Origin of the sequence: Bacteroides sp. AM54-2NS (genome assembly GCF_003602935.1) — a bacterium.
Classification (GTDB): Bacteria; Bacteroidota; Bacteroidia; order Bacteroidales; family Bacteroidaceae; genus Bacteroides; species Bacteroides xylanisolvens.
The window spans coordinates 37,378-60,036 of sequence record NZ_QTMZ01000027.1 but is presented as its reverse complement, the minus strand read 5'-3'; the positions used below and the strand labels follow the sequence as shown (position 1 = coordinate 60,036).

Below are 22,659 nucleotides of genomic sequence, written 5' to 3'. Positions count from 1 at the left end.
GAGGAACGAAGATGAAAGTTTTAATGTTTGGATGGGAATTCCCTCCCAAAATATATGGTGGTCTTGCGGTTGCTTCTTATGGAATAACTAAAGGATTGAGTCTGCAAGGTGATATGGAGACGATTTTCTGTATGCCTAAACCTAGCGGCGAAGAAGAGAAGTTCTTGAAAATAATCGGTATGAATCAAGTACCCATCGTGTGGCGTGATGTCCACTATGACTACTTGAAATCACGTTTGTTGGAAATGACACCGGAAGAATATTACTCCTTCCGCGATCATATCTATGCTGATTTTTCTTATATGCATGTGAATGATTTGGGATGTATGGAATTTGCAGGTGGTTATCCCGGGAACTTGCACGAAGAAATTAATAATTTCTCGATCATTGCCGGAGTCGTAGCCCGTCAGCAGGAGTTTGATATCATTCATGCGCATGACTGGCTGACTTACCCTGCCGGAGTACATGCCAAAATGGTTAGCGGAAAGCCGCTTTGCATCCATGTGCATGCTACGGATTTTGACCGTTCTCGTGGCAAAGTCAATCCTACTGTTTATTCGATTGAGAAGAATGGTATGGATCATGCCGATTGTATCATGTGCGTATCCGAGCTTACTCGTCGCACTGTTATTAACGAGTATCATCAGGACCCCAGAAAGGTATTTGCAATGCATAATGCTGTTTATCCATTGTCGCAGGAACTGCTGGATATTCCGCGTCCCGATCACTCAAAAGAAAAGGTGGTCACTTTCCTCGGACGTATTACGATGCAGAAAGGACCGGAATATTTTGTAGAAGCTGCTGCGCTTGTATTGCAGCGTACTCGTAATATTCGTTTTGTAATGGCGGGGTCGGGCGATATGTTGAATGCCATGATTAACTTGGTTGCTGAACGTGGTATTGCCGATCGATTCCACTTCCCGGGCTTCATGAAAGGCAGACAGGTATATGAGGTTTATAAGAACAGTGATGTATTTGTCATGCCGTCCGTCTCTGAACCTTTCGGTATCGCTCCGCTGGAAGCTATGCAGTGTGGAACACCTTCCATCATTTCTAAGCAATCTGGATGTGGCGAGATTCTTGATAAGGTGATAAAAACTGACTATTGGGATATTCATGCGATGGCTGACGCTATCCATTCTCTGTGTACCAATCCGTCTCTTTTCGAATATCTCAAAGAAGAGGGAAAGAAGGAAGTAGATGGGATTACGTGGGAAAAAGTTGGCTTGAGAATCCGTGCTCTCTACGAGTCTGTGTTAAGAAACTATGGTAAATAACAAAACAATAAATAAAAATGAGAACTATCTGTCTTTATTTTGAAATACATCAAATTATCCATTTGAAACGTTATCGTTTCTTCGATATTGGTAATGACCATTATTATTATGATGATTATGCCAACGAAACGGGTATGAATGAGGTCGCTGAACGTTCGTATATTCCTGCTCTCAATACATTGATTGAGATGGCGAAAAATTCGGGGGGGGCTTTTAAAGTAGCGCTTTCTATCTCGGGAGTAGCCTTGGAACAATTGGAAATTCATGCTCCGGCAGTCATTGATTTATTGCACCAGTTGAATGAAACTGGGTGTTGCGAGTTCTTATGTGAGCCTTATTCTCATGGCTTGTCTTCACTGGCCAACGAGGATTGCTTCCGTGAAGAAGTACTTCGTCAACGTGATAAGATGAAACAGATGTTTGGCAAAGAACCGAAAGTGTTCCGCAATTCTAGTCTGATTTATTCTGATGAAATTGGTGGATTGGTAGCTTCTATGGGCTTCAAGGGAATGTTGACGGAAGGTGCTAAACATGTGTTGGGATGGAAGAGCCCGCATTATGTTTATCACTGTAATCAGGCTCCAAGTCTTAAGCTCTTGTTGCGGGATTTCAAACTCTCTGACGACATCAGTTTGCGTTTCTCTAATTCGGAGTGGGCGGAATATCCTTTGTTTGCTGATAAGTATATTAATTGGATCGATGCATTGCCACAAGAAGAACAAGTCATCAATATCTTCATGGAATTGAGCGCACTTGGTATGGCTCAACCGTTATCTTCCAATATTCTTGAATTTATGAAGGCACTGCCGGAATGTGCAAAAGCTAAGGGAATCACGTTCTCTACGCCGACGGAAATCGTAACGAAGCTGAAATCAGTGTCGCAGCTTGATGTTGCCTATCCGATGTCATGGGTGGATGAAGAAAGAGATACTAGTTGTTGGCTGGGTAATGTCATGCAACGTGAGGCTTTCAATAAACTGTATAGTGTAGCCGAACGTGTTCATTTATGTGATGATCGTCGTATTAAGCAGGATTGGGATTACTTGCAGGCCAGCAATAACTTCCGTTTTATGACAACGAAGAACAATGGTATGTGGTTGAACCGTGGTATCTATGATTCTCCTTATGATGCTTTCACCAACTATATGAATATTTTGGGTGACTTTATCAAACGGGTAGATGCATTATATCCTGCCGATGTAGACAGTGAAGAACTAAATTCTTTGTTGACTACCATTAAGAATCAAGGGGATGAGATTACTGAATTGGAAAAGATATTGGCTAAATTACAGGCAAAAGTAGAAGCGGCAAAGAAAACGGCAGTCAAAAAGGCTACTAATGCTAAAGAGCCGGTAGTGAAAGAGGCCCCTGCTACTAAATCAAAACCTGCTGCAAAGAAAGCTGAAGTAAAGAAAGCAACAGCCGAGCCGAAGAAGGCTACGGGGAAAGCTAAGAAGGTTACAGCTAAATAAAAAGTATAAGGTTTATTATATGGAACCGTGAGTGAGATAAAATCAAACTCGCGGTTTTTTTATAGTAGGAATTGAGGATTGTAATGAATGTCTTTACAATATAAAGAGTGAAATTATCTTTGGAGGCTTCCTCTGAAGAATCTATAAAAAGAATGGCACAGATTACATTAGTAGAGTAATCTGTGCCATTCTTTTTATAGATTCTTTTATTTATCTTCTATTTCGATTTTGTTCCGAAGTTAGTAGAAACAACTTCAAGTTTTAGTAAATACTCTGGATATAAAGGGTTACCTTGAACATCTTGTATACTTCCTTTACTGCCTCCTTTTAAACGTGCATAACCAGGTTTTAAATCATGCTGTATACTAATAATATTATTGGAACCATAGTAACTATTATTTGAAGAGGAGTCTTTGGTCACAAGTACTGGGATAAGTACGAATTTATTCCATTCACTTAACTTTTCCCAATCTATAATATTATTAACAAGCTCATCTTTACTATTTCCTTCCGAGTCAGTTATTTTAATTGTTATAGATCCCTTTTCACGTATTTCCTTCTCTGCTTTTTCTCTATCTGATAAACAATCATTTATCATTTGAGTGATATTATTGAATGTATATTGAGTAAAGCTGGTTGTGGTAGGAGTAAATAGAGATGAAGTTATGCCATCACTTAGTTGGTTGTCTTTGAAGAAACTGTCTTTGTACTTTTTGCGTATCAATAAAACGTTACTAGGGGTAGACATTCCAACTTCTTATCATTGGTTTCGTTATAGATCGGTATTCCTAACTTTACAGCATTTAGTGTATCACCTTGGAGTTTTTCCGCTATTTGACTAACAGGAATGGTTACTTGAGTGAATATTCCTGCTGGACTCTTTAGATATGTCCAAGTATCTTCATCAATACATTTTTGAATAGCATCCTTGTCATTATCTAATTGATTGGCTTGGATAACTTCACGAGTAGTAGCAAAAGTCCGATAGCCATAATAAGTGGAGTCTTTATATTCTGTGTCTCCCTCTTCTAATACTTTCTTTTTCAATTTAACACCTGTAAGTGTGTCAACTGCATAGCATTTATACACTACATTCATTTGAGCTTGGTCTATGTAAAGTACTGTACCATCGCCGTAATCACTCTTTACATAAATTCCCTTAAAAATCTTTCTAAACTCCTTATTGTCAAAATTGACACCTAACTCGTTGGCTCTTTTAATAATTTCTTTTCCAATTTCTTTAGCAGCTTTATCTCTGAAAGAAACGTGTACGCTGGGAACATATGTACTAAGTTTACGAATGGAGTCTTTTACTGAAAGATCAACAGCTGTATAAGCTTTCGTTCCTAATAGACTGTTATCAGTATTTGCATCGTAATAATCCTCTGGAGTAATATCTGTATAATAGGCGTTCTTTGTATCTAAATTTTCATTTAATGCATAGACACTTAAACGGCAAGCTGTTAATGAGTCTCCAAAGTAACTGCTATACCATAGGTAAAGTTCAATTGTATGGATGTTACCAATGATTTTATCTTTATCATCACGTATGAAAGTGACATCTTTATTATCTTCATTATCGTCCCCTACCATTATTTGAGTAGCTTTCCCTTTGCTGTCTAAAGCTGTCCCATTGTATACTCCAGGGAATGTCATTCCTGACGGACAGTTGAGTTCTGCTAAGAAACCTGCCTGATAAGTTCCGAATGTTTCATCAGTGAACTTACCTACATACCCCACATTAGTCATTGCATATATCTTACCGGCATGAACGGATTCTGTAGTCACATCAAAGGTAGATAGCTTTCCATTGATATTCTGGTCGCTTCCCGGAAACATTCCCAATCCCAGTCCGGCAGTGTTATCATCACAACCCCAAAAAGTGATTGCCAGTAAAGCTATTAAGGCGTATTTTGCTTTCATGATCGTCGTATCTTGATTTTTTTTATTCTTCTTCGTTTGCAGTAGCATCCCATACCTGATCGTAGAACTCGTTGCAGGCATCTGCATAGTTTTCCGGGTTCTGGTAGTCAAGTACCAATTTGCCAGATTGGCGGGCATATTCAATAATAGACTCGTCTACTTTTTCGCTGTTTTGTATGACTCCATCCGAATAATCAACAGCGAGTTTGCACAGAGCAGCATAGTCTACCGGCTCTTTCAAATCACCTAAATCTTTTTTGGAAATACCTTTCAGCATCAATTTGGCTGCGAAATCATCGCTAAGTGTATTCTTGAAGTCATCTTCATAAACAGAGAATACCACTTTGGCATCGCGGAAAGAAGGTTCGTCTTTATAGGCTTTCTTTATATAAAGAGGAGCTAGAGCTGTCATCCAGCCATGACAGTGAATGACATCAGGACACCAGCGAAGTTTTTTCACTGTTTCCAATACGCCGCGTGCGTAGAAAACGGCACGACTATCATTATCTTCATATTCTACACCATTTTCGTCCGCTGTCTGCATACGATTCTGGAAATAATCATCGTTATCGATGAAATATACCTGCATGCGTGCGGATTGGATAGATGCAACTTTTATAATCAAGGGGTGGTCAGTATCGTCGATGATCAGGTTCATACCGGAGAGGCGGATCACTTCGTGCAGCTGGTTTCTGCGCTCATTGATATTTCCCCATTTAGGCATAAAGGTTCTGATTTCACGGCCTTTTTCTTGTATCGCCTGTGGAAGGTTTCTACCTATATTGGCCATTTCGGATTCTGAAACGTAAGGTGTAATCTCTTGAGTAATAAATAAAACTTTATTCGCCTTTGTCATAATAACAATAGTTCACTATAATATTCTGCAAAGATACGAAAAAAAAGACACATTAAATAAGATATTCTTTCTTTATGTGGCAAATATTAGTTTATTTTGCAGAGTTTTTGCAAACGAGTAAAACATAAACCAATTGACGAAAATGAAAGTAGTGCACACTATCAAGGACTTACAGGCAGAATTGACTGCCTTGAGAGCCCAAGGTAAAAAGGTGGGACTGGTTCCTACAATGGGTGCTTTACATGCGGGACATGCATCTCTGGTAAAGCGCAGCGTAAGTGAGAATGGTGTAACTGTTGTGAGTGTTTTTGTGAATCCCACACAGTTTAACGATAAAAACGATTTAGAGAAGTATCCGCGTACATTAGATGCAGATTGCCGTTTGTTGGAAGAATGCGGAGCAGATTTCGCTTTTGCTCCTTCGGTAAGCGAAATGTATCCGGAACCGGATACCCGTCAATTTAGCTATGCACCATTAGATACGGTGATGGAAGGTGCTTTCCGTCCGGGGCATTTTAACGGTGTTTGCCAGATTGTCAGTAAACTGTTTGATGCCGTACAGCCGGACCGCGCATATTTCGGAGAGAAGGATTTTCAGCAGTTAGCAATTATTCGTGAGATGGTTCGACAATTGAAATATAACCTTGAAATTGTGGGTTGTTCAATTGTGCGTGAGGAAGACGGACTGGCATTGAGTAGCCGGAATAAACGTTTATCGGCAGAAGAACGTGAAAATGCTTTAAATATTTCCCGGACCTTATTTAAAAGTCGTAACTTTGCAGCCACTCACACAGTGAGCGAGACGCAAAAGATGGTAGAAGATGCAATCGAAGCTGCTCCGGGTTTGCGCATGGAGTATTTTGAGATTGTAGACGGAAACACATTGCAGAAAATTAGTAATTGGGAAGATACTTCCTATGCAGTTGGATGCATCACAGTATTCTGTGGAGAAGTCCGGCTGATTGATAATATTAAATATAAAGAATAACTAAAAAGACGAAACCTTATGATGATTGAAGTGTTGAAGTCGAAAATTCATTGTGCACGTGTCACAGAGGCCAATCTGAACTACATGGGTAGTATCACGATTGATGAAGACCTGTTGGATGCTGCAAACATGATTGCGGGAGAGAAAGTGTATATCGCTGATAATAACAATGGTGAACGCTTTGAAACCTACATTATCAAAGGTGAACGCGGTTCGGGTAAAATTTGCCTGAATGGTGCTGCTGCCCGCAAGGTGCAACCGGATGATATTGTTATAATCATGTCCTATGCATTGATGGATTTTGAGGAAGCCAAGTCGTTTAAACCGGCTGTAATCTTCCCCGATCCTGCGACGAACAAAGTGGTAAAGTAGAAAGTATCTTTGATATTTGAAATAAGAAAAGCCCCGTTTACATTTTGTAGACGGGGCTTTTCTTATTTTATTTTTATGCCGGGGGACGAGTGATGTTCCGCCCACGTGTGAGTTGGTTTTAGCCCACCTGTTAATAAGCGGCAATTAGTTACCGGCGTTTGCCTTCAATTGTTCATTCATGGCGGCAGCGGCTTTACGGCCATCGCCCATTGCCAGAATAACAGTAGCTCCACCGCGAACGATATCGCCTCCTGCATAAATCATAGGGATGGAAGATTCCATGTTGTCATCCACAGTGATGGTTCCTTTTCGTCCTAATTCCAGTCCTTTGATGGAGCTTGGAACAATTGGGTTAGGGGATACTCCGACGCTGACAATTGCCAGGTCGATATCAATTGTTTCTGTTGCTCCCGGGATGGCTACAGGACTACGACGTCCGGAAGCATCCGGCTCGCCTAATTCCATCTTTTGCAAAATAACCTGTTTTACGCAACCTTGTTCATCAGCAATATATTCGATCGGATTATGTAGTGTAAGGAATTCAACTCCTTCTTCTTTAGCATGTTTTACTTCCTCGATACGTGCAGGCATTTCCTCTTCCGAACGGCGATAGATAATGATAGCGCGCTCTGCACCAAGACGTTTGGCAGTACGAACAGAGTCCATCGCTGTATTACCACCACCGATTACTGCTACGTTTTTACCGAAAGCTACCGGAGTGTCCGAATCTTCACTGGCAGCGTCCATCAGATTAACGCGAGTGAGGTATTCGTTGGACGACATGATATTGATGGAATTCTCTCCCGGGATATTCATAAAGTTAGGCAGCCCGGCGCCGGAAGCCACAAATATTCCTTTGAAACCTTCAGCTTTCAAGTCCTCTACGCCGATTGTTTTTCCTACGATACAGTCTTTGATGAAGTTAACCCCCATCTTGCTAAGGTTATCGATTTCTACGTCTACAATCTTGTTTGGCAAACGGAATTCTGGAATACCATATTTCAACACACCACCAATCTCATGCAATGCTTCGAATACAGTTACATCATATCCATATTTAGCCATATCTCCGGCAAATGCCAATCCTGCAGGTCCCGAACCGATCACAGCTATTTTGATGCCGTTCTTCTCTGCAATGACAGGTACGGAGATTTGCCCGCTTTCACGTTCGTAATCAGCTGCGAAACGTTCCAGATAACCGATAGCGACGGGCTTTTCATTCATTTTCAAATGAATACATTTTGATTCGCATTGTTTTTCTTGTGGACACACACGACCGCAAACAGCCGGAAGCGCACTTGTTTCTTTCAATGTTTTAGCAGCTTCAAGAAACTCTCCACGTTCGATATTCTTAATGAAGCGAGGAATATCAATACCTACCGGACAGCCTTCCATACATCCCGGATTAGCACAGTCGAGACAGCGTTTAGCTTCTGTAACAGCCTGTTCTGCTGTTAATCCTTGATTTACTTCCTCTTTACGGCTGTGTGAACGATATTCAGCGTCAAGCTCGTTCATTTCTACACGGGGAATGGCCGTACGTTCTTTCGGTTTCATTGATTTGCGTAATTCCTGTCTCCAGGCTGCATTACGGCTTTTCTCGTCGATTTCTTTGGTTGCTTCACATTCCGGTTGCAGTTTATGCATTTCTTCGCGCTCGATATTTTTGAACGCGCCCATACGTTTCAGCATTTCATCAAAATTCACTTGGTGACCGTCGAATTCAGGACCGTCTACACAAACGAATTTAGTTTTTCCTCCTACAGTGATACGGCAAGCACCACACATACCAGTTCCATCCACCATGATGGTGTTCAATGAAACATCAGTCGGAATTTCATATTTCTTAGTCAGCAAGCAAACGAACTTCATCATGATGGCAGGGCCGATAGCGAAGCATTTGTCCACTTTCTCGCGTTTGATAACTTCTTCTACGCCTTCTGTCACCAGACCTTTACGACCGTAAGAGCCGTCATCTGTCATGATAATTACTTCGTCAGAGCTTTCACGCATTTCTTTTTCTAAAATAATCAGGTCTTTGTTACGTCCGGCCAATACAGTGATAACACGGTTGCCGGCTGCTTTCAAAGCCTGTACGATAGGAAGCATCGGAGCTACGCCTACACCACCACCAGCGCAGACTACTGTTCCGAATTTCTCTATATGGGTAGCTTGTCCGAGCGGGCCTACTACGTCAGTGATGTAATCGCCTTCATTCAGTTCACAGAGACGGGTAGAAGAAAGCCCGACTTCCTGCACTACCAGAGTAATGGTACCTTTTTTGAGGTCAGAACCTGCGATAGTCAATGGCATACGTTCTCCTTTTTCACCTACACGCACGATGACAAAGTGTCCGGCCTTACGGGATTTAGCAATTAAAGGAGCTTCAATTTCAAATTTGAATACTTTTTCAGAAAAGCGTTCCTTGCTAATGATTTTGTTCATTATCTAATTAATTTGTTGTTTTTATTACGTAACTGCTATCAGAATGATATAAATTTTGGCAAAGATACAGCTAATTTACGAAATATAAAAGAAAAGCCACTCTTTTGATGAGTGGCTCTCTGTATATGGGTACTTTTATTAGTCTGTCATGCCAAGTCTTAGTCTATCATGTCAAAGCCGCAATACGGAACCAATGCTTTCGGAATTCTGATACCTTCCGGAGTCTGGTTGTTTTCGAGTAGGGCAGCAACGATGCGTGGTAATGCTAATGCTGAACCGTTCAGTGTGTGGCAGAGTTCGGTTTTCTTTTCTGCATTACGGTAACGGCATTTCAGGCGGTTGGCCTGGTAAGTGTCGAAATTGGATACGGAACTTACTTCCAACCAACGCTTCTGTGCTTCAGAATATACTTCGAAGTCGAAGCAAAGAGCAGCAGTGAAACTCATATCTCCACCGCAAAGACGGAGGATACGATAGGGGAGTTCCAGTTTTTGCAACAGTCCTTCTACATGGTTAAGCATTTCCTGATGAGATTGTTTAGAATGCTCCGGTTTGTCGATACGAACCAATTCTACTTTGGAGAACTCGTGCAGGCGATTCAGGCCACGTACATCTTTACCATAAGAACCTGCTTCGCGACGGAAACATTGTGTATACGCACAATTCATTATAGGCAATTGTTTCTCTTCCAGAATCACATCACGGTAGATATTAGTTACGGGAACTTCCGCTGTCGGGATCAGGTATAAATCATCTACTTCACAATGATACATCTGTCCTTCTTTGTCCGGAAGCTGTCCGGTGCCATAGCCGGAAGCAGCGTTGACTACTGTCGGCGGCATGATTTCGGTATATCCGGATTTGCGTGCTTCATCCAGGAAGAAGTTGATAAGGGCGCGTTGAAGTTGTGCTCCTTTACCTTTGTATACTGGGAAACCCGCACCTGTGATTTTTACGCCCAGGTCGAAGTCTATTAAATCATATTTCTTTGCCAGTTCCCAGTGGGGGAGTGCATCTTTAGGAAGTTCGGTTTCCATACCTCCCATTTTTTCTACGACGTTATCTTCGGCACCTACGCCTTCCGGTACGCTGTCATAAGGTATGTTTGGGATGGTATAAAGTACATTCTGCATATCAGTTGCAGCCTGTGTCATGGCAGCATCCAGCTCTTTGTTGCCTTCTTTTAGTTCGGCAACGCGGGCACGTGCAGTTTCAGCTTCCTCTTTTTTGCCTTCTTTCATCAGTTGACCGATGGTGCGCGAAAGTGAGTTAACCTCTGCCAGGTTTTTATCTAATTCATTTTGTGTGCTACGTCTCTTGTTGTTAAGAGCGATCACCTGATCGATCGTTTCCTTTGCATTCTTGAAATGCTTCTTTTCCAGTCCGCGGAGTACCGCCTCTGTGTTTTCTGTAATTTGTTTAATGGTAAGCATATCTATACTTTTTATGAAAAACCTTTTTTTAAGTCTACAAAGATAGATAAAAAAATAAACGATATTACACTTCTGTAATATTTTGGCAATAATAAGGATGGAAAAAATGAAAAATATCCATGAGGTGAATATTTGAATGTTAAAAAGGCGTATACTTATCAGGCGATAAAGTATGTTTTGATATAAAAAGAAAGGAGATACAATCTTATGGATTGCATCTCCTTGTCTTAACTATTTTCAGTCCGGATAATTATGCTTCTGTTGCAGGAACGATAGAAACATATCTTCTATCTTCTTTACCTACTTTGAAATTAACTGTTCCGTCTACTAAAGCGAAAAGAGTGTGGTCTTTACCCATTCCGATGTTTTCACCCGGGTGGAATTCAGTACCTCTTTGACGAACGATGATGTTACCTGCTTTGCAAGCTTCGCCACCAAATATCTTAACGCCTAATCTCTTGCTCTGTGATTCGCGGCCGTTCTTAGAACTACCGACACCTTTCTTATGTGCCATTTCTTCTTACTTTTTAATTGATTAAGCTACTACTTCTGTAATTGTTAATTCAGTGAACTGTTGACGGTGACCGTTCAGTTTTCTGTGTCCTTTTCTTCTTTTCTTGTGGAAAACAAGAACTTTGTCGCCTTTAACCAAGTTTGAAACAACCTGGCAAACAACTTTAGCGCCTTCTACGGTAGGAGCACCTACTGTAACGTTTCCGTCTTTGTCTACCAAAAGAACTTTTTCAAATTCTACTGTTGAACCGTTTTCTGCACCTTCGATGTGGTGAACGAACAACTTTTGACCAGCTTCTGCTTTAAACTGCTGACCGTTAATTTCTACAATTGCGTACATCTTATATATAATGTATAAGTTAGCTCCGGCGGGTGGTCTTTAATCACTTAAAGAGCTCTTTATCGAACCCGTTGCGGAATAATCGGGCACAAAAGTACTATTTTTATTCGTTCCCGACAAATATTTCTTTTATTTTTTGTAGGAGATAAAATGATTACAGCAAATAAATGAGCATTTTAACTCTCATTGCAGCCTATTGGACCAACTCTCCCAAATTCTGCATGATGATTTTGTGTGGATAAATGCGAAGCTCCTCGGCTGTTGTCATTCCATTCAATACGCCGGCAAAATCTACTCCTGCATTTCGGGCCGTTTCGGCATCTACCGTGCTATCTCCGATATACAAAGTTTCTTCGGGTGTACTTCCCAAATGTTCCAAAGCAAATAGTACCCCTTCCGGTGAAGGTTTCGGTGCTTTTACATCTTCTCCTCCCACAACTATATCGAGAAAATCCTTTGGCAGATATTCTTCCAGATAACTCAATATCCGGAAGCGATACTTGGTAGAGATAATTCCGACGCGGGCACCCCGTTTCTTCAATTCTTTCAGTGTAGATAATGTATCAGGGAAAAGACGGGTATTTACATTCATGTGTACATCAGCTTCCTGTCTGTATTCCTGCCGGAAAGATTCTAACTGTTCCGGGTCGGTAATTCCGGTAAGGATACTGAATGATTCTTCCAGTGTTTTGCCGATCGTGCGCTTGATAGCTTCATCGGTAACGGTTAAATACTGGTGCCGGGTGAGCACAATTCTGAAACATTTAACGATACCACGCGACGAATCGGCTAATGTGTAGTCGAAATCGAATAAATAGGTTTTGTAGTTCATTGGGGAAAACTTTTCCGCAAAAGTACTAAATACTTTTCTTATTTCACAGGTTCTACTGTGTATCCTTGGCTTTTTAGTAACTTTAATAATCCTTTTTCCCCGGGAAGGTGCAGGGCGCCTACCGCAACAAAAGTCGGAGCGGTTTTCATGATAGCCGGTAATTTTTCAGCCCATATTTTATTACGGTTGTAAATAAGGGCATCTTCTTCGCTGGGAAGTGCGTCGCATTGATTGCCTTTGCGCTCTTCGCTGATTTTGAACATAGTGTTCAAATCCTGTTTCATGTAAGCGTTCGTGAGCTTTTTCAGGTTTTCTACTTCTGCTTCTATATTATTAAGAGTGCACATGAGTAGCTGTGCTTGTCGTTGTAGTGACTACCGTTGAAAAGCAGGTTGAATTGGAATTCGGCAGTTTCCAGACCGTCCACCTTTTTTCCGTTTTGGGCGGCTTGGCTTTGAAAGAACGTGTCGAGTTGTTCTTGCGGGTTGAACTTTCCTACGTGTTTTATGTAAGCCATCACCACTACATTATTCAACAGGAAGGCAGGTTTTAGTTTTGGAGCCATATTTAAGTCTACCATCAGGTTTTCTTTGCAGAATTTGTTAGCAGTCTCAAAGTCTTCCGGAGAAAGGAGGGAGGTCAGTGTGGTATCACTTTCAATCATCATTGCTTTTTGCATCTTTCCCATGGTAGCGGGCGACTGCATTTCCGACATTTTCAGTTCTCCATACACTTGTTGCGTTTCATTCATCGCTTTTTGAAGTCCGGCAATGCTGTCCATGATGCTGAATGGTGCCAGGTGATGAGTGCCTATGATGTAGGAAGGTTGGGTCAGTCCGTTACCGGACACTTTCCATAAAAGTTGTGCATTGGCACTGAATGCCACACAGATAAATATAATTGCTCCGATGAATGATTTCATAATTTTATATCATTAGAAGTTGATAATTAACGTATTCTGCCTCCGCTTATCCAGTGTTTGGTATAATAACTCTCGTTCAAGTTGCTGACGATCACTCCTTTACTGGTACTGGAATGAATGAACTTTCCGTTTTTCAGATAAATACCCACATGAGCAACTTTCTTTTTTGAACGGCTACTGGTAAAGAATACCAAGTCTCCTTCCCGAAGGTTTCGCTTAGCGACCTTATTACTTTCTTTTTTCAAGTCCTCTGTATTGCGTGGCACTTGGGTGCGGTATACCTTTCGATACACTTGATAAACCAGCCCCGAACAATCTGTTCCTCGTTTAGAATCACCCCCACCACGATAAGGAACCCCTATCCAGTCGGCTGCTTCGAGATAGAGCTTATGATTATCTTCCAGATTGACATCTACACCTAATAAAATAGAAGCTCGTGCCAATGCTTGATAGTCCAGCCGGGGAGCGGAAGTGCGACAGGAACTAAATATAGCAGCCAGCCCAACTAATAGATAGATAAATCTTAATTTTGCCTTCATCAACTGTATCTCAATCATTAATTATCAACCCCGTCAATCATAACTCATAAATCATAATTCATAACTCATAAATCTCCCTCACTCTTCTTCTACATTAAAATAATCCTCCAGTTCTTTTTCTGCGGAGTTATCTTCGTTGATAATATCCCGGATGATGACCCCGTGTTCCAGTAAAGCGATCCGTGGACATACATCTACGGTATGATTGAGGTTGTGACTGGATATGATAACCGTAGCCTGATGCTCCTCGTTGTATTTCTTGAGCAGATGTTTAATGATAGACTGCGAACTTGGATCAAGGAAATTGAACGGTTCATCCAAGATTAATAATTGCGGATAATGAAGCATGGCGGAGATTATCCCGATCTTTTGCTTGTTACCGGCAGAGTAGTTGCGAATTAATTTTTTGTGTCCGATTACTTCTCCGCTCATAAAGCGTTCGAAAGGGACAAGTCGTTCGTCTACTTCTTCTTTTTTGAGTCCATACATTTTCCCGATGAAATAGAAATATTCTTCCGGAGTGAGATAATCGATCAGGAAGCCATCGTCAATGAAAGCACCGGTAATGCTTTTCCAGTCTTCACTCTGGCTGACATCAATATCATTTATAATCACTTTTCCATCGTCTGCTTTCAGCAGATCCAACATCAATCGGAAAAGAGTTGTTTTACCGGCACCGTTGTTACCCACCAATCCGAGCATGTCGCCTTGATTGATTTCGTAATGTTCTATGTCTACGGCAACCTTTTCACCGAAATTCTTTTTAAGTTTATCAATGGTAATCATGATCTTCAATGTTTATATAGTTAATGATTCATGAACGTTTATTGGCGGCTGTCTCTGAAGCCTTCCATATTTTCGTACCGCCGTTTCATGAAGCGATGATATACATTTTTTATCCATAAAGGAGAGGTCAGAGTAAATCCGAGACCAATCACTAACAGGATTGTGTAAGTGATTGTTTCTCCCAAAAGTGCATTTAACAGGCTATATAAGATAAGCGGTACGCCGAAAGCACCGAAATTGACCAACATCTGTATGGCGCTATTGTTTTGTCGGCTTGTTACTTTTTCGTTCAGAGGTACTGTCTGTTTGTTGTAAACAGTCAGTTGGAAGAAACAGAAATAAATAAAGCCAATGGTATAGAAAAACCAGGCAAAAGCACCCAGTAAGGTAAGTTTGTTCATGATGATAGCGGGGATCATCAGTATGAAAGGTATAATCTCACCAATACTGTATGTGTAATATTTAGCTTTCAGCAAACTCATAATCGATTCTTTGCGAGACATCAGACCATCAATGTAGTTGCCTTCAAATGACATTATCTGTGAAAGGATAATCATTCCGAATACGGCAAAGTTATACACACAAATAAAAGAGGTCATGAAATTACCGTCATAGACACTGGAAAAGCTAAGTGCAACGGAGAAAGCTACAATTACGATAGAGATATTGCGTAGTGCACCTTTGCAGCGGCGGTTGCGTAAGAGCATTTTCAGTTCCAGCCTCATATATTCGCCCACTTCTCCGTAACGTTCGAAGAATTTATATTCGGAGACGTGTTTTATTTGGGTATCATCCACTTTGGCTAGCTCTGCATAAATCAGCCCGGACATGATTTTGCGGTTAATCAGCCATAAAAGGGCAATCACAAGTATGGTGCCGAGAAAATAGAAAATGTTTCCTTGTATATATCCGTCTCCCAGATCCATGAAGAAATAGAAGAGGGGACTATCTTCGGGAATAAAAAGAAGGCAGCCTATTCCACCGTAGAAAGCGATAGGTAATAGAATCCACCAAATACGTTCGTTGATAAGAGTGCGGCAAAGCAAGTACCAGTAATTGTTGGCAATAATTAATAGCAGGATACCGATAAGATAGGTGATAACACCGGAGATACCGAAAAACTTGGTAATAGTGATGAAGGAAAAAGGGACAAACAGAAACAACCAGAACAGGTTGAACAGACTTAGTCCCGAGCGGATCAGTAAAAAGTCGATGACACGAATTCGTTTAACCGGCAACAGGAGGTAAGGTTTTACCTCCTGTGTCGGTGTTTTTTGTAACGGAACACGCAACAGGAAGTCCAGTGCCAGGATAAAGATCAGAACCACTGCGTCATTACATGATATGGTTCCCGGTTGGGAACCATATCTGAAAAACCGAACGCGAACGTCGTACCGAAAAATATCAGGTAACCGGCCCAAAATGCGCCCATGACATAACCGAGTATTTTAGCAACTTTGTTCTTTTCATACATCGGGTGCCGTTTGGCGGCGAGCCTTCCATGTTTACGTAATTCGTTGAATATCATCATTCAGTAGATATACTAGAGAAATATTTATTTGTTTTCTTCCGGTACAGTCATAATGACTTGAATTTCGTTGTTCTGTTTCAGCAACTTGGCAAGGAAGTCTTGTACTTCTTTTGCAGTGATGCTGTTGACCAACTTTTCATAGTCTTTTGTATTATCGACACCGGTGTAGAAGTATTCGTCCATGTTATTGAGCCAGTAGCCATTTTCTTTTTGGGCGTCTTTATACTTCTTCAGCATATATTCTCTGATCTTCTGCATGTGTTCGGCAGACGGACCTTCTTTGGCCATTTTGTGGAGTTGTTCCACAACGATAGCAGAAAGGTGGTCTTTCTTGGCAGGATCAGTCTGGAATACGATTTGAAGAACCAATTCTTCTTTCGGATATTTACCCAGGCTGCCGTTACAGCTTACGCCGTATGTACCACCTTCTTTTTCACGGATTTCTGCTGTGTAAACCAAATCCAAAGCCTGATCTAAGAAGCTAAGCAGGACGTTGTTGCGCAAGTCGTATTTGCAACTACCGCTATAAAGGAACATGATGGTAGCCATCGGAGTTTCCTGTGCTTTTGCGAATACATTCTTGATCTGTCCTTTACGGATATCCATGTGATTGTCCTTGAAAGTCTCTTTACGGTTGATAGATGGCAGGCTACCCAGATATTTGGCGATCAACGGTTTCATCGTTGCCAAGTCTACATTTCCCACCAGGTAGAAAGTAAAGTCGCTTGCGTCTTTGTAGCGGTCTTTGTACATTTCGAGAATACGGTCGTAGTTGATCTGGTCTACCATATATTCTTTCATTCGGATAGCACGCGGATGATGACCATATAATACACTTGTAATAGTGTCACTGAAAGCAGTCATCGGGTTGGCATCCGCATTTTGAAGTTCGGCTTTCAAGCGGTTCTTGTAAGATTCGAATGCTTCATTGTCCTTGCGTGGAGAAGTGAAAGTCAGATAAGTGAGTTGCATCATTGTCTCAAAATCTTTCGGTGCACAGCTACCGGAAACCGTTTCTGTTGTATTACCGATACCGGCAGCCACGTTTGCACGTTTACCGGCAAGAGCTTTGCCCAAGTCAACCTTGCTGAAATTACCGATACCACCCACCAGCTACTCCGTTTAATTGAGCAATATTGATGATCTCTTCGTTCGGGAATATGCTCGTACCACCGAAACTTACCCCTTTCATAACAATTTGGTCAGCTTTGAAATCAGTAGGCTTCACATATACAGTTACACCGTTGGAAAGCACTAACTTAGTCGTACCATAAATGTCTCCGGCTTTTTCAGAAACAATTTTGCCACCTTTCAGTTCTTCCGAGATCAGCGGTTCGTTAGAGACTTTGTCTTCATAAGGCTTCAAGTCAAATGACTTCATTTGTTTCAGCAGAGCGGCAATCTCTTCTTTAGTAGGATATTTCACTCCTTCTTTTTCCGGACCGGCCAACAGAACTACCTGGTTATTATCAGTAATCAGTTGTTGCATGATCTGGTTAACAGCTTCTACCGGAATATTCGGAGCCAGTTTGTTCAGGAGCGTATATTCAACTTCGATTCCCGGAATCGGTTCTTTATCAAGGAAGTTGTTAACGTATTCGTTGACATAAGAGCCGCTTTTGGTTTTTTCGCGTTCGTTGTAAGCAGATTCTACGGCTTGCAGATAGTTGGCGCGTGCGCGGTCATATTCTGTTGGTGTAAATCCGAAGCGGCGTGCGCGTTCTGCTTCTTCCAGAATAGTCTTCGTAGCTAAATCGATTCCGTCGATTTTGCTGCTTGCGCTGATACTGAATGCTTCTTTAGTTTTGGCAAGGAAATATTCTCCATATTCTGCACCGGCACTTGTGAAAGGAGGATTAGCAGTCTGGCGAAGTTCGTTCAAACGGTTGTTCAGCATATTCATAGCCATGCTGACCATATAGCTCGTTGCGTAATAAGCGATGGTATTTTTCAAAGAATCCGGAGTCGCATCTTGTTTGAAGAAGATGTTGACAGAAGGATTTTTCACTTCTTTGTCGGTGCCGATATAGATCAGCGGTTCCTGATTGTCTGCTACCGGATAGTAGATACGTTCGGCCGGATTTACCGGAGCTTTTACGTCTGCGAATACTTTTTTAAGTTTGGCTTCAATTTCATCTACGTTGATGTCACCTACAATAACGATACCTTGCAGGTCCGGACGATACCATTTGGCGTAATAATCGCGGATATCCTGATACGGGAAGTTGTTGATAACGTCAATGCTTCCGATAGGCATACAGTCTGAATATTTAGAATCCGGATACATCGTAGACTGTGCATTGGTCATGATACGGAGCATGCCGCTGTTACGACTTCTCCATTCTTCGCGGATTACGCCACGTTCTTTGTCTATTTCCTTGTCAGCAAGGTCGATGGCACTCGACCAGTCGTGAAGGATAAGCAAGCATGAATCTACTACATTAATGTTTTCAGTCGGCACGTTGCTGATATTATATACCGTCTGATCGACGCTGGTATATGCATTCAGGTTTGTACCGAATTTGATACCTTTCGTTTCGCACCAAGGTATAATGCCAAGACCTGTCTCATCACCCGGGAAGTTTTTGGTTCCATTGAAAGCCATGTGCTCCAGGAAGTGAGCCAAACCACGTTGTTGCGGTTCTTCAAGGATAGAACCTACTTTCTGTGCGATGTAGAATTCTACTCGTTTTTCAGGAAGTGCATTGTGTCGAATGTAATAGGTAAGCCCGTTGTCCAGTTTACCGATGCGGACATTTTTGTCCACAGGCAGTTCTTGCATGGGTTGTGCAAGTACGAGCTGGAAATTGCAGCATATAAAAAGGACTGCAATAAATAATCCACGTAATAAATGTTTCATGTTCTATTTAGTTTAAATAAATATTTCTTTGTTATTTGTCGTCTTGTTTGGTTGTAAATCACAAATAGACAGGGAAAAGAGTTATTTTATAGCTTCCCGTATCCTGACTAACTTCGTTAACAGCCCTTCCAGGAGGTCTAACTTTAGCATATTGGCACCGTCACTTTTAGCTACCGCAGGATTCTCATGTGTCTCAATGAATATCCCGTCAGCACCCACAGCGATACCTGCTTTAGCTACAGTCTCTATCAGTTGTGGCATTCCACCGGTTACTCCACTGGTCTGGTTGGGCTGCTGCAGGGAATGGGTAACATCCAGAATAACCGGATAACCGAATGATTGCATTTCAGGGATGCCGCGATAGTCTACAACAAGGTCCTGATAACCGAAAGTCGTTCCGCGTTCGGTAAGCATCACATTTTTATTTCCGGCTTCCACCACTTTATCGGCAGCAAACTGCATTGCCAGCGGAGAAAGGAACTGTCCTTTTTTGATGTTAATTGTTTTTCCGGTTTTCGCTGCTGCAACCAACAAATCGGTCTGGCGGCAAAGGAAAGCCGGGATCTGAAGTACATCTACATATTCGGCTGCCATAGCTGCTTCATCTGCACTGTGAATATCTGTCACAGTCGGAACTCCGAAAGTTTCATGTACCTTTCTTAATACTTTGAGTGCTTTTTCGTCACCGATACCTGTAAACGAATCCAGGCGTGAGCGGTTAGCCTTGCGGTAAGAGCCTTTGAATACGTATGGAATTTGTAGAGCTTCGGTGATTTTTACTACTTGTTCGGCAATGCGCATTGCCATCTCTTCACCTTCTATAACGCATGGACTGCCAACAGAAAGAAGTTACCGGCAGGATTGTTCTTAAGTTCTATCATTTTTCTTAATCTAATTATAAGTTTATGTTTCGGGCATGGATTACGCGAACTATACGGCTTTTGCAGAGGTCGATTTACTAAAAACCGTGTAATCTGCGTAATCCGTGCCTGAATTTATCAATTTGGAATAATAAGTGTTGTTTTTTCCGAAAGCACCCCTACTTCCAGCGGGAAATGTCTGGGCAACAACCGCCCGTCCAAATCCACAGCGGCGTTTTGTGCCCGTAGTACTTTTACTTTCTTCGTCCGGTAGCTTTTCACTACCTTATGATTCAGGATTCTTCCCTGAATCAGCATCCATAGTCCGGAAATGATTTGCAGGAATTCCGGGCGGTAGATAACGGAGACATCCAGCCATCCGTTATAAGGAACGGCGCTAGGCGTCTGTCCCCATCCCCAGGCACTGCCTATGCATACGGTCATGATGCGTCCGCGGATATGTTCGTCGTTGATGCGGAGGTGCATCCTATAGAGTTTCCGTTCAAATATAAGAGAAAACAGGGCGGCCACGTAGGAAAGGAATTTCACCCCCCAGAAGCGTTTGGTCTGATCGGTGATTTTAACGATTCGTGCCCCCAGTCCGATATTAACAGCATTGAGGAAGTAGCGGCGTTGGTGTTCTTTTCCATCGTAGAAATTGCAGTACCCCACATCTATTTTCTTCAGCCGGTGATTAATGATACAGTCGACAGCCGGTTTATATTCGGTACTAAGCCCCCAATATTTGGCGAAGTCGTTTCCGATACCATTGGGAATCATGCCGAGAGCGATGTTTTCTTTATCTTCGGCATCGGATAGCATAATGCCGTTGATGGCATCATTTAATGCCCCATCACCGCCCACAATGACAATCGTGCGATAACCATTGTTGGCCAAAATCTTGGCGAGACGTTCCACCGAACCGAAACCTTCGGATTGTACATAGTCATAGTCCACGCCTTTACTGTCCATGTACTCCTTAATTTCTTTCCAGCGCTTTTTTACCTTTCGGGTACCAGCTTTCGGGTTGTAAATCACTCCCCATTTCTTTGGTTCTACACTCATATTCGTATATCTATCCTATTGTGTATTAAAAATCACACTATATAACTGACAAAGATACTAAATCCCTTCCAGTTTCTCTTTTACAAAAGCTATCTTTTCTTCCATCGGCAGTTCCGCATTCATCCAATGGATGGTAAATCCTCTTCTTTCCATGCCGCGAAACCAGGTCATTTGTCGTTTGGCAAACTGATGGATCGCAATTTCCAGACCGTTGAACATCTCTTCATAGGTTAGTTTTCCAATAACATACAATGTCAGGTATTTATATTCCAACCCATAATAGATTAAATCATCCGGCGCAATTCCTTGCTCGATCAATTGCCGCACTTCATCTACCATTCCTTCGTCCAACCGTTGTTTCAATCGGCGGGTGATCTTTTCACGACGCAGTTCCCGGTCAATATCCACTCCGATAATGAGGCTGTTCAATTCAGGAAACTCCCGTTCGGGAACCGGATGGGCAGCATAATATTCTTCAATCTCTATCGCACGGATAGCACGTTTCACGGTATCTACATCGGTAGAATTGTGTAATGTTTTGTACCGGCCTAATATTTCCGTCAACTCTTCGAGCGAATGATTTGCCAAACGAATACGTAATTCAGGGTTTTCCGGCACGGGCATCAGCTTATATCCTTTCAATACGGATTCCAGATACATGCCTGTCCCTCCACATAAAACGGGGAGACAGCCTTTTTGTTTGATTGATTCGTAAGAAATCAGGAAATCGCGTTGATATTCGAATACATTATATTTATATCCGGGATCTGCAATGTCGATTAAGTGGTAGGGGATTGTACGTCCGTTTACTGTATAGTCTGCCAAGTCTTTTCCCGTACCGAGATCCATCCCTCTGTATATCTGACGAGAGTCGGCACTGATAATTTCTGTATTGAGTTCATAGGCCAAGGCCGCGGCAAAGGGAGTTTTACCCGAGGCTGTAGGTCCGAGTATGGCGATTAAATCATAGTCCGGCATAGCTTCATTCTTTTATATCTGCAAAATTACGAAATAATTTTAACCTGTTTGATATTCAATCACTTTTTTATCAAGATAAGGAGAGGGAGAAGGATTCTTTATGTTTTCGTTCTTGTACAAAATGAATTTCCACCTCCACGCCTGAAAAAGAATTTTTCATTTCATTTCTCATATTCTCATTGTTTTTGATAAACGAAAGATAATCAGATAGATATTTTATGAGAAATACTTTTTAAAACGGCATTTCTCATAAGTTTACCCGTATTTTGGCTCAAAATCGACCTTATTCTCATAGTGTTTCAGGGTATTTCTCATAGTCAAAAGCCATTCGTCCTTCCTTTTTTCTTTCGACTTACCTTATTTTTATCAGGAAATGAAGCTACTATTTAGATAAAATAGTGGCTTTTTGCTTGAAGATGCTCATTAGTTCCGATTGTCCCATATATTGTGGGAAAGTATTCCCATATATTGAAGGAAAACTTTCCCACAAAATGAGGGAATCCTTTCCCAAGCTGTTGGGAATCTTTTCCCACAATATATGGGACTAAGGCACTGTATATGGAAACAAGCAAAAGGAATACATCGTTCTATTTATTCAATGCCGGCTTCCGGCACATTACACTATGAGAAATACCTTGAAACACTATGAGAATAAGGTCTATTTAGA

General features: G+C 41.6%; 14 protein-coding genes and 5 pseudogenes. 4 read left to right on the top strand and 15 right to left on the bottom strand.

All coding sequences use genetic code 11. The annotated features are described in order from the left end of the window. The first annotated feature begins 11 nt into the window (after nucleotides 1-11). Entirely contained in the window at nucleotides 12-1,277 is a 1,266-nt protein-coding gene (locus tag DXA05_RS16630) for a glycosyltransferase family 4 protein (protein WP_004316709.1), read from the top strand. 17 nt (nucleotides 1,278-1,294) lie between these two features. Beyond that, a complete protein-coding gene (locus DXA05_RS16625; RefSeq protein ID WP_128859400.1) occupies nucleotides 1,295-2,749 on the top strand; it encodes a glycoside hydrolase family 57 protein in 1,455 nt (484 codons plus the stop codon). 217 nt (nucleotides 2,750-2,966) lie between these two features. On the opposite strand, the pseudogene DXA05_RS16620 reads toward DXA05_RS16625, so the two are convergent. Both DXA05_RS16620 and DXA05_RS16615 read right to left on the bottom strand, forming a co-directional pair. Further along, a pseudogene (locus tag DXA05_RS16620) lies at nucleotides 2,967-4,672 on the bottom strand (DUF4270 domain-containing protein). A 22-nt stretch (nucleotides 4,673-4,694) separates the two neighbouring features. Continuing rightward, on the bottom strand, nucleotides 4,695-5,528 hold the full coding sequence (locus DXA05_RS16615; protein WP_008020874.1) for a glycogen/starch synthase: 834 nt from the start codon (nucleotides 5,526-5,528) through the stop codon (nucleotides 4,695-4,697). A gap of 142 nt (nucleotides 5,529-5,670) precedes the next feature. Between DXA05_RS16615 and panC the strand changes: the two genes are divergently transcribed. Together panC and panD are read left to right on the top strand one after the other, a co-directional pair. After that, nucleotides 5,671-6,516 (top strand): pantoate--beta-alanine ligase, encoded by an 846-nt coding sequence (gene panC, locus DXA05_RS16610; protein ID WP_008020875.1) that lies wholly within the window; start codon nucleotides 5,671-5,673, stop codon nucleotides 6,514-6,516. Nucleotides 6,517-6,534: 18 nt separating this feature from the next. After that, nucleotides 6,535-6,888 (top strand): aspartate 1-decarboxylase, encoded by a 354-nt coding sequence (gene panD / locus DXA05_RS16605; protein WP_004316702.1) that lies wholly within the window; start codon nucleotides 6,535-6,537, stop codon nucleotides 6,886-6,888. A 144-nt stretch (nucleotides 6,889-7,032) separates the two neighbouring features. Here panD and DXA05_RS16600 read toward each other — a convergent pair whose 3' ends face one another. The 13 genes and pseudogenes from DXA05_RS16600 to miaA form a co-directional block, all read right to left on the bottom strand. Beyond that, nucleotides 7,033-9,333, bottom strand: coding sequence for a bifunctional dihydroorotate dehydrogenase B NAD binding subunit/NADPH-dependent glutamate synthase (locus DXA05_RS16600; RefSeq protein ID WP_009039679.1), 2,301 nt, complete (start codon nucleotides 9,331-9,333; stop codon nucleotides 7,033-7,035). Nucleotides 9,334-9,491: 158 nt separating this feature from the next. After that, on the bottom strand, nucleotides 9,492-10,766 hold the full coding sequence (serS, locus tag DXA05_RS16595; protein ID WP_128859399.1) for a serine--tRNA ligase: 1,275 nt from the start codon (nucleotides 10,764-10,766) through the stop codon (nucleotides 9,492-9,494). Between the two features lie 250 nt (nucleotides 10,767-11,016). Beyond that, nucleotides 11,017-11,280: a 50S ribosomal protein L27 gene (gene rpmA, locus DXA05_RS16590; protein ID WP_004316697.1), complete on the bottom strand. Its 264-nt coding sequence runs from the start codon at nucleotides 11,278-11,280 to the stop codon at nucleotides 11,017-11,019. Between the two features lie 21 nt (nucleotides 11,281-11,301). Continuing rightward, nucleotides 11,302-11,619, bottom strand: a complete 318-nt coding sequence (rplU, locus tag DXA05_RS16585) for a 50S ribosomal protein L21 (RefSeq protein WP_004316691.1) — start codon at nucleotides 11,617-11,619, stop codon at nucleotides 11,302-11,304. Between the two features lie 193 nt (nucleotides 11,620-11,812). After that, nucleotides 11,813-12,451 (bottom strand): HAD-IA family hydrolase, encoded by a 639-nt coding sequence (locus tag DXA05_RS16580; protein WP_128859398.1) that lies wholly within the window; start codon nucleotides 12,449-12,451, stop codon nucleotides 11,813-11,815. Between the two features lie 38 nt (nucleotides 12,452-12,489). Continuing rightward, nucleotides 12,490-13,373: pseudogene (locus DXA05_RS16575) on the bottom strand (TraB/GumN family protein). A gap of 26 nt (nucleotides 13,374-13,399) precedes the next feature. After that, nucleotides 13,400-13,930, bottom strand: coding sequence for an NlpC/P60 family protein (locus tag DXA05_RS16570; RefSeq protein ID WP_008020893.1), 531 nt, complete (start codon nucleotides 13,928-13,930; stop codon nucleotides 13,400-13,402). Between the two features lie 60 nt (nucleotides 13,931-13,990). Next, nucleotides 13,991-14,698 carry an ABC transporter ATP-binding protein gene (locus tag DXA05_RS16565; protein ID WP_009039683.1) on the bottom strand — a complete coding sequence of 236 codons (708 nt, stop codon included), beginning with the start codon at nucleotides 14,696-14,698 and terminating at the stop codon, nucleotides 13,991-13,993. Between the two features lie 38 nt (nucleotides 14,699-14,736). After that, nucleotides 14,737-16,229 (bottom strand): annotated as a pseudogene (locus DXA05_RS16560) (DUF5687 family protein). Nucleotides 16,230-16,253: 24 nt separating this feature from the next. Then, nucleotides 16,254-19,089, bottom strand: a pseudogene (locus DXA05_RS16555) (insulinase family protein). Between the two features lie 81 nt (nucleotides 19,090-19,170). Then, nucleotides 19,171-19,970, bottom strand: a pseudogene (gene kdsA, locus DXA05_RS16550) (3-deoxy-8-phosphooctulonate synthase). Nucleotides 19,971-20,087: 117 nt separating this feature from the next. Next, complete coding sequence (locus DXA05_RS16545; protein ID WP_004316677.1) at nucleotides 20,088-21,014, bottom strand: diacylglycerol kinase family protein; 927 nt, start codon at nucleotides 21,012-21,014, stop codon at nucleotides 20,088-20,090. A gap of 57 nt (nucleotides 21,015-21,071) precedes the next feature. Then, complete coding sequence (gene miaA, locus DXA05_RS16540; protein ID WP_008020907.1) at nucleotides 21,072-21,992, bottom strand: tRNA (adenosine(37)-N6)-dimethylallyltransferase MiaA; 921 nt, start codon at nucleotides 21,990-21,992, stop codon at nucleotides 21,072-21,074. Nucleotides 21,993-22,659: the final 667 nt, after the last annotated feature.

Bases quoted from the DNA above. Each gene is read 5' to 3' on its own strand.
- DXA05_RS16630 (WP_004316709.1), top strand. From the start codon at position 12: ATGAAAGTTTTAATGTTTGGATGGGAATTCCCTCCCAAAATATATGGT.
- DXA05_RS16625 (WP_128859400.1), top strand. From the start codon at position 1,295: ATGAGAACTATCTGTCTTTATTTTGAAATACATCAAATTATCCATTTG.
- DXA05_RS16615 (WP_008020874.1), bottom strand. From the start codon at position 5,528: ATGACAAAGGCGAATAAAGTTTTATTTATTACTCAAGAGATTACACCT.
- panC (WP_008020875.1), top strand. From the start codon at position 5,671: ATGAAAGTAGTGCACACTATCAAGGACTTACAGGCAGAATTGACTGCC.
- panD (WP_004316702.1), top strand. From the start codon at position 6,535: ATGATGATTGAAGTGTTGAAGTCGAAAATTCATTGTGCACGTGTCACA.
- DXA05_RS16600 (WP_009039679.1), bottom strand. From the start codon at position 9,333: ATGAACAAAATCATTAGCAAGGAACGCTTTTCTGAAAAAGTATTCAAA.
- serS (WP_128859399.1), bottom strand. From the start codon at position 10,766: ATGCTTACCATTAAACAAATTACAGAAAACACAGAGGCGGTACTCCGC.
- rpmA (WP_004316697.1), bottom strand. From the start codon at position 11,280: ATGGCACATAAGAAAGGTGTCGGTAGTTCTAAGAACGGCCGCGAATCA.
- rplU (WP_004316691.1), bottom strand. From the start codon at position 11,619: ATGTACGCAATTGTAGAAATTAACGGTCAGCAGTTTAAAGCAGAAGCT.
- DXA05_RS16580 (WP_128859398.1), bottom strand. From the start codon at position 12,451: ATGAACTACAAAACCTATTTATTCGATTTCGACTACACATTAGCCGAT.
- DXA05_RS16570 (WP_008020893.1), bottom strand. From the start codon at position 13,930: ATGATTGAGATACAGTTGATGAAGGCAAAATTAAGATTTATCTATCTA.
- DXA05_RS16565 (WP_009039683.1), bottom strand. From the start codon at position 14,698: ATGATTACCATTGATAAACTTAAAAAGAATTTCGGTGAAAAGGTTGCC.
- DXA05_RS16545 (WP_004316677.1), bottom strand. From the start codon at position 21,014: ATGAGTGTAGAACCAAAGAAATGGGGAGTGATTTACAACCCGAAAGCT.
- miaA (WP_008020907.1), bottom strand. From the start codon at position 21,992: ATGCCGGACTATGATTTAATCGCCATACTCGGACCTACAGCCTCGGGT.